Below are 12,769 nucleotides of genomic sequence, written 5' to 3'. Positions count from 1 at the left end.
TGGTTACGCGCTCAGCCGACGGAGACGTCGATGCGGTGCCATCCCTGAGCGCCGTCGGGTGCCGGAGCAGCCGGATCCGAGGTCTGCGTCTCGCCGTCGGCGCTCAGCGCCCGGCATTCGATGGTGTGCGCACCGCTCTCGGCGGTCCAGTCGAGACTCCACTGCACCCAGGTGTCGGCGGAGATCGCGGTCGCGAGCTCGGCGGCGCGCCACGGGCCGTCGTCGATGCGCACCTCCACCCCGGCGATGCCGACGTGCTGCTGCCAGGCCATCCCGGCGATCACCGCGGCCCCCGCCGGGACCGACTGCCCACGGCGCGGGACGTCGATGCGGGACTGCAGCTTGATGGGCCCGCGATCCGACCACCCTCGCGTCGTCCAGTAGGCCGTGGCACGGTCGAACCGCGTCACCTCCAGCTGTGTGACCCACTTCGTGGCCGACACATAGCCGTAGAGACCCGGCACCACCATCCGCACCGGGAATCCGTGCTCGATCGGCAGCGGCTCTCCGTTCATGCCGATCGCGAGCAGAGCGTCGCGGTCATCCGTGAGCGCCTCGATCGGGGTCGATGCCGTGAAGCCGTCGGCCGAGGTCGAGAGCACCATGTCGGCGTCGCGATCCACACCCGCGCGCGCGAGCAGCGCCCGCACCGGAAGACCCAGCCAGCGGGCGTTGCCGATCAGTGATCCCCCGACCTCGTTCGACACGCAGGCGAGCGTCACGTCGGACTCCTGCATCGGCATGGCCAGCAGCTCGTCCCAGGTGATCTCGATCTCGCGGTCGACCATCCCGTGGATGCGCAACGACCAGTCGGCCGGGTCGACCTGCGGCACGATGAGCGCGGTGTCGATCCGGTAGAACTCCGCGTTCGGTGTCACGACGGAAGCCAGACCGCGGATCCCCAGCTCCGCGCCGGCAGGAACCGCGGCCGCTGCGCGTGCCGCGCTCGGCAGCCGCAGGGCATCGCGGACGGCTTCGATCGAACGGCTCGCGCCGCGCGCGACGTTCCCGACGATGAGAGCCACGGCGCCGGCCGCGGCGACCCCGGCGGTCCACAGCAGGAACCGTCTCCGGTCCTCGCCGTCGGGCTGCAGGCCCGCGACCGGTCGCAGTCGCGCCACGAGGAGACGCAGAGTGATCACCGCCACGAGCCCGGCGATGAGACCGGGGAGCCAGGCGAAGGGTCCCGCGCCGGGTCGGATCATCGCCGCGACGACGGCGAGAACGCCGAGGGCTCCCAGGATCACCGCCCCGAGACCGGATCGTCTGCGCTCCAGGATCCCGGCGACGGCGGCGACGACGACGAGCACGACGGCGATCCCCGTGATCAGGGCCGCCTTGTCCCCGGTGCCGAATAGCGCGATGGCGGTGTCCTTCGCCCAGCTCGGTGCGAGATCGATGAGCCCGCTCCCGATCACGGCGAACGGGCTCGCGCTCGGCTCCACCACCGCGGCGACGAGCTCCGCCAGGCCGACGGCGAGGAACGACGCGCTCAGGCCGGCGGCGGCTGCCCGGAGGGCGTCCCGCCGCGTCTCTTCCCCCCGCGTCGCGTGCATCGCGTTCGTCATGACCCGAGGGTAACCCCGCCGCGGATGCCGGGGGCGCATCCGCGGCGGGGTCGGCGGCGCCTCTCAAAGGCCGTTGCGGCGCGCGACCTCTCCGAGCCAGGCGAGCGACGGCTTCGGCGAGCGCTCGAACGTCTCGTGGTCGAAGCCGATCAGGCCGAACGTGGGCCGGAAGCCGCTGGCCCATTCGTAGTTGTCGAGCGCGCTCCAGTGCTGGTAGGCGCGCACGTCGATGCCGTCGGAGATGGCGCGGTGCAGTCCTTCGAGCGCACCCTGCGTGTAGGCGATGCGCCGCGTGTCGTCAGCGGTCGCGATGCCGTTCTCGGTCACGAGCACGGGCACTCCCCCGCTGCGCTCCCAGGCGCTGCGCACTCCCATCTCGAGCGCCTCGGGGAAGAACTCCCAGCCGGTCAGCGTGGTCTCCACATCGTCCGCCACCGGGCGCGGGCCCTCGGGACCGATGAAGGTGCGGGTGTAGGCCTGCACGCCGACGAAGTCGTCGCCGGCCGACTGGTCGAGGTACCAGTGGTCGCGAGGGTCGCCGTACGCGGCGAGCATCTCGTCGGCGCCAGGCTCTCCCGTGGAGTGGAAGGCCTGCGTGGCGATGGTCCATCCGGCCTTGACACCGGGCACCGAGTGCAGGATCTCCGATGCGCGGTGGTGCGCCTCGAGCAGCGTGTCGGCGACGGCGAGATCGGGGTTCGGGAGGCCGTAGGCGACGAGGTTCGCCGCGTCCTCTCCCCCGGCCAGCATCGCCGCGATGTTCGGCTCGTTGATCGTGCACACGTAGTCGATGCCGTCGAGGATCGGCAGCACGGTCTCGACGTAGCGGGCGAACAGATCCACCGCGTCGTCGGCACGCCAGAAGCCGTCCTTCTGGAACCACTGCGGCACCGTGAAGTGCATGAGCGTGACCGTGGGGTCGAGCCCGTTCTCGCGGGCGGTGTCGATCATGCGACGGTAGTGGTCGAGCATCGCCCGGGAGACGAAGCCGCGCTCGGGCTCGATCCGCGCCCACTCCACCGAGAACCGGTAGGAGTTCAGCCCGGCGGCGGCGAGCAGCCGCATGTCCTCCGGGTAGCGGTGGAAGTGGTCGGCGGCGTCACCGGAGGGCTCCACCATGGGCGAGCCGGGCGCGTGTTCCATCGCCCACCAGTTGCTCGTGGTGTTGTTGCCCTCCACCTGGTGGGCCGCTGTCGCGGCACCCCACAGGAAGCCGTCGGGGAATGCGAGCACGAGTGCTCTCCTCTCTCTCTTGTGTTGAAGTCGTGACGGTCAGCGCAGGCGCGCGGGGTTGGGCACGGCGTCGAGCAACTGGATCGTGTACGGATCCTCCGGATGCTGCAGCACCTCCGCGGTCTCGCCGCGTTCGACCACCCGACCGCCGTTGAGCACCAGGATGTTCTGGGTCACCAGGCGCGCGCTCAGCAGGTCATGCGTGATGTAGAGCATGCTGATGCCCCACCTCTCGCGCAGATCCTCCAGCAGAGCCAGCACCCCGGCGCGCAGCGAGACGTCGAGCATCGAGACGGGTTCATCGGCGATCAGCACCTGCGGGTCGCTCGCGAGCGCCCTGGCGATCACGACGCGCTGCCGCTGCCCGCCGGAGAGCTGGTGCGGCAGCTTGGCCGCGAACTGCTCGACGGGCGTGAGACCGACCGTCTCGAGCAGTTCGAGCACTCGCGCCCTGGCCTCTGGCCCGCGCAGCGTCGTGTAGTTCATGACCGGACGGGTGAGGGCGTATTCGACGGTGTGCAGCGGGTTGAGCGCCGCATACGGATCCTGGAACACCATCTGCACGTCCTTGCGGAGGTCACGCAGACCGTGTCGCTTGAGAGAGGCCACGTCGACATCGCCGAAGTGCACCGTACCGGAGGTCGGCTTCTCGACGCCCGTCAACATCTTGGCGATGGTCGACTTGCCCGAGCCCGAGGCGCCCACGAGTGCCAGGGCCTCCCCCGGTTCGAGCCGGAACGACACGTCGTCGACCGCGGTCACGGCGTCCTGCCCACGTCGAGGGGCCGGGTAGTGCTTCGAGACGCCCTCCACCACGATCGCCGCATCCGCACGACGGGTGTCGCGCGACGACACGGTCGGCAGCGTCTCGGTGACGTCGGTCCGCGCACGTCCTTCACGACGGCGGGTACCGGCATCGAGGAAGCCGGGGATCTCGATCTTCTCCGCGCGGGGGTCCGCGTAGTGGCTCAGCAGCATCCGGGTGTACTCGTCCTGCGGGCGCTCGAGGATGTCGATGCTCCTGGCGTCTTCGACGATGTGCCCTTCGTGCATCACCATCACCCGGTCGGTCGCCTCCAGCACGATGCCGAGGTCGTGACTGATGAGGATGGCGGTGAAGTGCTCGGCCCGCTGCAGCTCCTTGATCGTGTCCATCACCGCGTGCTGCACGAGCACGTCGAGCGCCGTGGTGGGCTCGTCGAACACCATCAGCTGTGGTTCGAGAGACAGCGCGAGCGCGATCGAGGCACGCTGGCGCATACCGCCGGAGAGCTCGCCCGGGTAACGGGCGAGCACCGACGCGTCGAGGCCGACCTTGCCGATGAGCTCACGGGCACGCGCATCGCGGGCGTCCTTGGGCACGTGTCCGTGCGCCGCGAAGATGTCGCGGAAGTGGTTGCCGATGGTGCGCACGGGGTTGAGGGCGTTCATGCCCGACTGCAGCACCATGGCGAATCCGCCCTGACGCTGACGACGCAGCTCCTCGGCATCCAGCTCGCGGATGTCGCGCCCGCCGAAGAGGATGCGCCCCGCGCTGATGCGCGCCGGGGGCTTCTGCAGTCGCGTGAGGGCGAAGCCGAGGGTCGACTTGCCCGACCCCGACTCGCCGACCAGACCGACGAACTCGCCGCGGCGGAGCGAGAACGACACGTTCTCGACCGCGGTGACGGGCTTCGTGCCCGGCGAGGCGTATTCGACGGACAGCCCCTGCACCTCGAGCAGGATGTCGTTCTCCGTGGTGGTGGTCGCGGGTGCCATGGCGGTCATCGACCCTTCCCCTCTCGCAGGCGCGGATTGGAGATGCCGTCCACGCCGAAGTTGATCAGTGTCAGGCTCAACGCCAGCAGTGCGATGCACAGACCGGGGGCGAACAGCAGCAGCCATTGTCCGGTGAGCAGGGAGTTGGAGTTCTGCGCCCAGTAGAGCATGGTGCCCCAGCTGACGATGCTGGAGTCGCCGAGGCCGAGGAACTCCAGGCCTGCCTCCGCCAGGATCGCGGCCGTCGCCGCCCCGAAGAGCGTGCCGGCGATGATCGACGTCATGTTGGGCAGGATCTCGCGGAAGATGATGCGCGTCCTGCTGTCACCCGAGAACTGCGCCGAGGTGACGAAGTCGTTGCCGCGCAGCGACTGCGTCTGGCTGCGGAGCACACGGGCGCCCCAGGCCCAGCCGGTCACCACGATGACCGCGATGATCATCAGGATGCCGCCGTTCTGCAGGTACGCGGCGATCACGATCATGAGCGGGAGTCCGGGGATCACCAGGAAGAGGTTGACGATGAAGCCGACCACCTCGCCGGCGAAACCGCGCATGTAGCCCCAGCTGAGACCGATGAGCACCGCCACGATGGTCGACAGGATGCCGGCGGCGAAGCCGACGAGCAGGCTGACCTGTGCGCCGTAGATGAGCTGGCTGAGCACGTCCTCCCCCGCGGCCGTCGTGCCGAGCCAGTGCGCCCACGACGCATCGGCGTTGCGCTCGAAGGTGTTGTCCTTCGCGCCGTAGGGGGCGAGGACGGGGGCGAACACCGCCACGAGCACGAAGAAGGCAAGGATGCACAACCCGAGCCGTGCCTTGCCATTGCTCCAGAGGGTGGCGACCATGCGTCCGAAGGCGCGCCATGGGCTGGGCGCAGCGATGCGCTCGGCGGGGATCTTGACGTTCATGGTGGAAGTCATCGGCGGGTCCTTGGGTCGAGTACCCCGTACAGGATGTCAACGAGGAAGTTGGCGATGAGCACGCTCACGGTGATCATCAGGAAGAGCGCCTGCATGAGCGGGTAGTCCTGCCCGATCACGGCGTTGAAGAGCAGATAGCCGATGCCCGGATACCCGAACACCTGTTCCACCAGGATCGATCCGCCGACCACACCGCCGAGCGTGAGCCCGAAGCCGGTGAGGTTCGGCAGGATCGCGTTGCGCGCGGCGTAGCGGAGGGCGATCGTGCGGCCGTGCAGCCCGTTCGCCTCGCCGAACGTGATGTAGTCCTCGCCGAGCGTGTTGATCATGGCGTTGCGCATGCCGATGATCCATCCGCCCAGGGAGGTGAGCAGGATCGTCAGGGCCGGCAGGAACGCGTGGCTGAGCAGGTCTCCGAGGAACTCCCAGGTGAACCCGGGTGTCGTGGTCGCCGAATAGGCGCCGGTGGTCGGGAACCAGTGCAGCACGTAGCCGAAGAAGAACAGCAGCAGCAGCGCGGTCCAGAAGTACGGGAACGTGCTGAGGAACGAACCGGTCAGCGTCGGGAGCGTGTCGAGCCAGGTGCCGCGACGCCAGGCGGCAGCGACGCCGATCAGCGTGCCGATCACGAACGCGAGGATCGTGACGATGCCGACGAGCCCGATCGTGTACGGCAGCGCCGTGGACACCATGCTCGACACCGACTGCGGATAGAACGTGTACGAGACGCCGAAGTCGAGCCGGACGACCTGGCCGAGATAGGCGATGTACTGGTCCCACAGCGATCCGGTCGGAACCCCCAGCTGCGCCTCGATGGCGGCGCGCGTGGCGTCCGACACCGGCCCGTTCTGGGACAGCTTGGCGATGGCGGCATCCGCCGGGGAACCGGGCATCATGCGCGGGAGGAAGAAGTTCAGGGTGACCGCGGCCCACAGGGTGAGCACGAACAGGCCGAACTTCTGGAGCACGTACTTCACTTGTCGTCCTCCTTCACGCGCTCGAGCCGGGTGAAGATGCCCAGCGGCGCGGAGTCGTAGTTCTGCGGGATCATGTACGGGTCTTCCTCACTCGGCCAGCCGGTGAACTTGGCGTCGCTGAACAGGCCCCAGATGCCGCCGTAGTAGAGGCCGATCACAGGCATCTCGTCGTAGACGACGCCCTGCAGCTCCTTCACGATCTCGGCCTGGCGGGCGGCGTCGACGGTCTCGCGATACTCGGCGAGCAGTGCGTCGACCTTGTCCGACTTGTAGCGCTCGAAGTTGTTCGCGGTCGGCTTTCCCGACGGCACGTAGAACTCGCTGGAAAGCAGGTTGTTGTAGGCCTGGTACACGTCGCCGTTGCCCATGCCGCCGATCGCCATCTCGAAGTCGCCGTTGCTGATCGCGCTCTGATATCCCGCGGGCTGCGGAAGCTTGAGGGTGACCTTCACGCCGACGTCGGCGAGCTGGCTGCGCACGGTCTGCGCCGCCCTGGTCCAGTCGGAATACCCGTTCGCCGTGGTCAGCGCGAACTCGAGTTGCTCGCCGTTCGCGTCGACGAGACGGTCGCCGTCGAGGGTGTAGCCCGCGTCGGCGAAGGCGGCGAGAGCGGCATCCTCGTCCTGCGTGATCATGCCCTGATCGGGGATGCTCGGATCCAGGTACTGCTCCTGGTTCGGAAGGATGAGACCGGTCTGACCCGCCGGCTTCATGTATCCCTCGGAGGCGGTCTCTGCGATCTCCTCACGATCGAGGGAGAGCGCGATGCCGCGTCGCACGTTCACGTCGTCGAAGGGCGCGACCTCGAGGTTCGGCATCAACGCGATCACGCCGCCGGGCGGGAACCACCACGCGTTGTGCTCGCTCGCCGCACCCCAGGTGCCCTCGACGTCGGAGATGAAGGAGTAGGCCCAGTCATAACCGCGGGTGACGGTGTCGAGCTGCGAGTTCGTGGCGGGGAGGATGATGTGCTCGATCTCGATCGAGTCGGCCTGCCAGTAGTCGGGGTTCTTGTCCATCGAGTACTGCTGGTCGTTGTAGTTGCCGAGCACGAACGGCCCGGTTCCGACCGGATCCTCGTTGCGATACGTGCCGGGGTCCTTCACATCGGACCAGAGGTGCTCGGGCACGATCATGGTCTGACCGAGGATCGCCAGCGATGGCGCGTCCTCGGTCTTGAGGTGCAGGATCACGTCGCTGCCCTCGGTCTCGACGCTGTCGAGGTGCTGCCATGCGCCCTTGATGTCGAGCGACGGGTTGTCCTTGAGCAGCTGGAACGTGAAGGCCACGTCCTCGGGTGTCAGGTCTTCGCCGTCGCTCCACTTCACGTCGTCGCGGATCGTCATGACGATCGTGCGCGCGTCGGGCTGACTCCATTCGGAGGCGAGCCACGGGTTCTGCGTGCCGTCGAGCGGATTGATCAGGATCAGCGGCTCGTAGATCCACCGCGACGCGGTGCGCGTGTTGGTGAGGTACGGGTTGAAGTTCTTCGTGAAGAACGGGTTGCCCTTGTCGGCATTGATCAGCATCGTGTCGGCGCCGATCGACGGATCGGGTTGGGATGTGATCTGGATGCTGCAGCCGCTGAGGGCGACCGCCACGGCCGCGAGGCCCACGATCGTCGCTCGGCGCCAGCGCTGCATCATGCGCCGTCCCGGTGTTCTGCCACCTGACATCTGCCACCTCATGTCGTCTCTGTCATGAAGGGCGCCCCTGCCGGACCACCGGAACTTCGGAACACCCGCACGGCCTGCGCCGTCTCAGGGCGGTGTGCACCGCCTCAGTGATTGTAAGCGCATACATTTTGCGATCGCAACCCCTTGACACGGGCGCGCCGACCATGGCCGCGCCGTTCAGACGGGGCGCTGAGAGCTCTCGCGCAGCAGGATCTGGAGGGGCAGCCGGGCGACCACCGGGTCGGCTTCCGCGTTCTCCAGCCGCCGGGCGAGCACCTGAACGGCCGCCCGGCCGAGGTCGATCATCGGCTGACGGATCGTGGTCAGCGGAGGCTGCGACAGCGCGGCGGCCTCGATCCCGTCGAAGCCCGTCACCAGGACGTCGTCCGGCACGCGGATACCGGCGCCTCGGAGCACGTCGAGCGCTCCGAGCGCCATCTGATCGTTCGCGGCGATCAGCGCGGCCGGCACCCCCGCGGCGAGAAGCTCCTCGGCCGCGCGGCGCCCCGATGCGCGGGTGAAGTCACCGCGCAGCACGGTCACGTCGTCGAGCCCACCACCGGCAGCCGTCACGGCGGCCGCGAACCCCTCCCAGCGCTGCAGGCCGTCCGGCGAATCCGCGGGCCCCGCGAGGAACGCGAGCCGCCCGTCTCCCACCTGCGCCAGCACGTGCCTGGTCAGCTCACCCATCGCCTCGGCGTTGCTCACCGTGACGTGGTCGTAGTGATCGCCGCGGGGAGGACCCGAGAGCACCACCACGGGGATGCGCCGCGCCAGCCGGGCCAGCACGTCGTCCGGCACGCTGCTCGCGAGGACCATGAGCCCGTCCACACGGCCCGCCATGTCGCGCACGGTAGAGCGATCCGGGTCGTCCCGCCCGACGCCGACCATCAGCACGAAACCCTGCTTCCAGGCCTCCAGCTCCGCACCGCGCAGCACCTCGTCGAGGAACAGCATCGAGGTGTGCCGGCCGTCGGATTCCACCTCGTCGCGGACGATCTCGAACGGCGGTGCGTCGGCGTCGGCGGCGGAGAGCGCGTCGAGGGGCGGAGCATCCTCGGCGGCGTCGAACCCCGGGAAGTACAGCCCGAGCACCCCGGTTCGACGCTCGGCGAGTCCGCGGGCGCTGCCGCTGGGCACGTACCCCAGCGCGGCGACGGCGTCGAGCACGCGCTCACGGGTGACCGGGCGCACCGCATCCGGCGAGCGCAGCACACGCGAGACCGTGGCGATCGAGACGCCGGCCCGATCGGCCACGTCGTACACGGTCGCCGCCTTGCTCACGGTCACGCTCCTCCGGAGCGGGCGGCGAGGGCGGCCTGATAGAGGTCGCGGGAGGAGAGACCCGTGAGGCCGGCGACCTCGGAGGCGGCGTCCTTCAACCGGATGCCGTCGGCGACGAGCTTCTGCACCTGCGCGAGAGCGTCTTCCGGGGAGGCATCGCGGTGCGCCGCCCCTTCGACCACGACGACGATCTCACCCTTCACGCCGTCCTCGGCCCAGGCGACGAGTTCCGAGGCTGTGCCGCGGCGCACCTCCTCGTACAGTTTCGTCAGCTCTCGGCACACCGCGATCCGCCGGTCGTCGCCGAATGCCGCCCCCATGTCGGCGACGGAGCTCGCGAGGCGGGCGGGCGATTCGAAGAAGACCATGGTGCGGGGTTCGGCCACCAGCGCGCGCAGAGTCGAACGCCGCTCCCCCGGCTTGCGCGGCAGGAACCCCTCGAACGTGAAGCGGTCGGTGGGCAGGCCCGAGATCGCGAGTGCCATCAGCACCGCGCTCGGCCCGGGGATCGCGGTCACTGTGACGCCCTGAGCGACCGCTTCGGCGACCAGCCCGTAGCCGGGGTCGCTCACGGTGGGCATCCCGGCATCGCTCATCACCACGATGTCGGTCTCGGCCGCGAGAGCCGCCAGCTCGGCGGCCTTCTGCTTCTCGTTGTGGTCGTGCAGGGCGATCAGGCGCGGGCGATTCTCGATCTGCAGGGCCTTCAGCAGACGTTGCGTGGTGCGGGTGTCTTCGGCCACGACGACCTCGGCGTTCTCCAAGACCTCCACGAGACGGCGCGACGCGTCGCCGAGATTTCCGATCGGAGTGGCGGCGAGGATGATCACCCGCCCAGCTTAGGCGGGCCGGATGCAGCCGGCCGAGAAGGCCGGTTGTCTAGGCTGGAGCGGTGACCGCGCCCGTGCCCCTGCTTCCCGCTCCCGATGAGCGGTTGACGCGCTACGGGCGACTGCGTGACCGCCTGCTCAACGCCCCAGACTGGGGACGCGCGATCCGGTGGCTCGCACCCCTCGTCCTCACCGCGATCGCTGCCCTCCTCCGGCTGATCAACGTCGCCCATCCGCATCAGCTCGCTTTCGACGAGACGTACTACGTCAAAGACGCCTGGTCGCTGTGGACGCTCGGCTACGAGGGCACCTGGGGCGAGAACGCCAACGACGCCTTCGTCACGCTGCAGCAGCTGCCGCTGTCCGAACAGGGCGCGTTCATCGTGCATCCGCCGCTCGGCAAGTGGCTCATCGCGCTCGGCATGGCGATCGGCGGGCCGGACAACAGCGCCGGCTGGCGACTCGCGACCGCGGTGCTCGGCAGCGCCTCGGTGCTCCTGGTCTACCTGATCGCGCGACGGCTCAGCGGTTCCGTGATCGTCGCGAGCGTGGCCGGGACGCTGCTCGCGATCGACGGTCTCAGCATCGTGATGAGTCGCATCGCCCTGCTCGACGGCATCCTGACGTTCTTCGTCCTGCTGGGTGTGCTCTTCGTGATCATCGACCGGCAGCGGACGATCCCCGTGCTCGAGAAGCGCGATCCCGACACCCCGGATCCGTTCTGGGGTCCGGTGCTCTGGCGTCGTCCGTGGCTGATCGCCGCGGGAGCCGCCCTCGGCGCGGCGTCGGCCGTGAAGTGGTCGGGGCTGTACGTGCTGGCGGGCTTCGGCCTGTACGTCGTCGTCACGGATGCGCTCGCCCGCCGTCGCGCGGGAGTGGTGCTGTGGCCGACTGCGGCCGCGTTCCGACAGGGGCCGGTCTCGTTCGTGCTGCTCGTCTTCCCCGCCCTGGCGGTGTACCTGATCAGCTGGACCGGCTGGCTGGTGACGGCAGGGGGCTATGACCGCCAGAGCGACCCGAACCCGCTGATCGCGCTGTGGAAGTACCACGAGTCGATGCTCGGCTTCCACGTCGGCCTCACTCGCGGCCACCCCTACGCGAGTCCCGCCTGGGAGTGGCCGTTCCTGCTGCGCCCCACGGCGGTCTGGGTCGACTCCGACCCCGCGGGCTGCGGGACGGACCACTGCATCGGCGTGATCTCGGCGATCCCGAATCCGCTCATCTGGTACGCGGGCGTGGCCGCAGCGATCTACCTGCTCTACCGCCTGGTGCGCGGCTGGATCACCCGGCAGCCCGTCGGCCCGGAACTGAGCATCCCCCTGGTCGGCCTCGCCGTCACCTACGTGCCGTGGCTGATGTTCCCCGACCGCACGATCTTCCAGTTCTACACCGTCGTGATGATGCCGTTCCTCGTGCTCGCGCTGGCGATGACGCTGCGGATCATCGCCGGGCGACGTGAGGATCCGCTGCACCGGCGGCAGTCCGGCGAGCGCACCGTGATGATCTTCCTCGCGTTCGTGGTGCTCGTGTCGGCGTTCTTCCTTCCCCTGTGGACGGGGATGAGCGTGCCGTACGAGTTCTGGCTGGTGCACAACTGGCTGCCCGGCTGGGTGTGAGCCCGCCCGACGCACCACGGCGTCCCTCAGACCGCGAGTGACCCCACGATCTCGTCGAGCGTGCGCCCGAACGCGAAGCGGTACCAGTCCAGGGCGTCCTCGCCGGAGAGCTGAGCGACGTGACCGTCCTCGCGGGTGAACGACCATCGCGAGGTGCCTGGGGGCCAGGACGCCATCGTCTCCGGCTGCGGAACCTCCGTCGACGCGGATGGCGGCAACGGAGGAAGGCCGTGCGCCTGCCGTCCACGCGCCCCCACAGCCGTCGCGAGCCAGAGCTCGGCGAAGGCGCGGGGACGCAGCGACGCGATCGGTGCGGGGGTCTCCGCCCGGTAGACGACCGTCATGGAGTCGGAGCGCCCGACGACCCATCGCTCGCCCGCGGCGAAGAACCGACAGCGCACGTCGGAGTGCAGGTCGATCGTCGCGCCGAGCCGCACGAGCGCGCCGACGGCCGCTGCGGAGAGCAGCTTCTCCGGCACCTCCCGTTCGCGGCGGCGCTGTTCCGCCTCCAGGCGCTCGGCCGCGAGCGGCGCGTACTCCACGCTCAGGGCATCCCGATTCGCCGCAGCGCCCGCCGCCAGTCGCCCGTGCAGCCACTGCGGATCGAGCTGCAGGAAGTAGCGGAAGACGACCGGGATCGGCGACGCCGACCCTCGCAGTCGGCGGTTCCTGACCAGCAGACGCACACCGTGGTCCACCGACCACACCGCCGACACGGTGCCGTCGACGACGGCGACCCACGACCATCCGCGGTTCTCGATCTCGGGATGCGTCGCCTCGAGCAGATCTGCCAGGCGCGTGCCGCCCGGAAACGACAGGCAGCGCGCATGGGAGGACATGTCGTCGCCCATCGCGACGCTGTCACGGTCGAGGTCCACGAGCACAGGAGCAGCGACCATGACGACGA

10 protein-coding genes are annotated in these 12,769 nt (G+C 69.1%); 1 reads left to right on the top strand and 9 read right to left on the bottom strand.

The annotated features are described in order from the left end of the window. Positions 1–11 precede the first annotated feature (11 nt). From GLO27_RS17825 to rsmI, 8 genes are all read right to left on the bottom strand, one after another. On the bottom strand, positions 12–1,556 hold the full coding sequence (locus tag GLO27_RS17825) for a molybdopterin-dependent oxidoreductase (RefSeq protein WP_167256258.1): 1,545 nt from the start codon (positions 1,554–1,556) through the stop codon (positions 12–14). A 75-nt stretch (positions 1,557–1,631) separates the two neighbouring features. Beyond that, positions 1,632–2,801: a family 1 glycosylhydrolase gene (locus GLO27_RS17820; protein ID WP_021199905.1), complete on the bottom strand. Its 1,170-nt coding sequence runs from the start codon at positions 2,799–2,801 to the stop codon at positions 1,632–1,634. A 39-nt stretch (positions 2,802–2,840) separates the two neighbouring features. Further along, positions 2,841–4,568 carry an ABC transporter ATP-binding protein gene (locus GLO27_RS17815; protein WP_167256092.1) on the bottom strand — a complete coding sequence of 576 codons (1,728 nt, stop codon included), beginning with the start codon at positions 4,566–4,568 and terminating at the stop codon, positions 2,841–2,843. After that, positions 4,565–5,479, bottom strand: coding sequence for an ABC transporter permease (locus GLO27_RS17810; protein WP_021199907.1), 915 nt, complete (start codon positions 5,477–5,479; stop codon positions 4,565–4,567). The genes GLO27_RS17815 and GLO27_RS17810 overlap by 4 nt, the downstream gene beginning before the upstream one ends. Continuing rightward, complete coding sequence (locus GLO27_RS17805; RefSeq protein WP_021199908.1) at positions 5,476–6,456, bottom strand: ABC transporter permease; 981 nt, start codon at positions 6,454–6,456, stop codon at positions 5,476–5,478. The genes GLO27_RS17810 and GLO27_RS17805 overlap by 4 nt, the downstream gene beginning before the upstream one ends. Next, positions 6,453–8,102, bottom strand: coding sequence for an ABC transporter substrate-binding protein (locus tag GLO27_RS17800; RefSeq protein ID WP_021199909.1), 1,650 nt, complete (start codon positions 8,100–8,102; stop codon positions 6,453–6,455). Before GLO27_RS17800 ends, GLO27_RS17805 begins: the two co-directional genes overlap by 4 nt. Positions 8,103–8,309: 207 nt before the next feature. Beyond that, on the bottom strand, positions 8,310–9,422 hold the full coding sequence (locus GLO27_RS20340; RefSeq protein WP_292775749.1) for a LacI family DNA-binding transcriptional regulator: 1,113 nt from the start codon (positions 9,420–9,422) through the stop codon (positions 8,310–8,312). Beyond that, positions 9,419–10,246, bottom strand: a complete 828-nt coding sequence (gene rsmI / locus GLO27_RS17790; protein ID WP_167256090.1) for a 16S rRNA (cytidine(1402)-2'-O)-methyltransferase — start codon at positions 10,244–10,246, stop codon at positions 9,419–9,421. The genes GLO27_RS20340 and rsmI overlap by 4 nt, the downstream gene beginning before the upstream one ends. A gap of 62 nt (positions 10,247–10,308) precedes the next feature. Here rsmI and GLO27_RS17785 point away from each other — a divergent pair, with 62 nt between their 5' ends. Then, positions 10,309–11,862 (top strand): phospholipid carrier-dependent glycosyltransferase, encoded by a 1,554-nt coding sequence (locus GLO27_RS17785; protein WP_167256088.1) that lies wholly within the window; start codon positions 10,309–10,311, stop codon positions 11,860–11,862. Positions 11,863–11,888: 26 nt separating this feature from the next. Here GLO27_RS17785 and GLO27_RS17780 read toward each other — a convergent pair whose 3' ends face one another. Next, positions 11,889–12,761 (bottom strand): hypothetical protein, encoded by an 873-nt coding sequence (locus tag GLO27_RS17780; RefSeq protein WP_167256086.1) that lies wholly within the window; start codon positions 12,759–12,761, stop codon positions 11,889–11,891. Between the last annotated feature and the right edge of the window lie 8 nt (positions 12,762–12,769).

This window comes from Microbacterium sp. Be9, assembly GCF_011754135.1.
In the GTDB taxonomy this organism is placed as follows: Bacteria; Actinomycetota; Actinomycetes; order Actinomycetales; family Microbacteriaceae; genus Microbacterium; species Microbacterium maritypicum_A.
The sequence above is the reverse complement of the archived record's forward strand: the minus strand, read 5'-3'. Positions and strand labels throughout refer to the sequence as shown.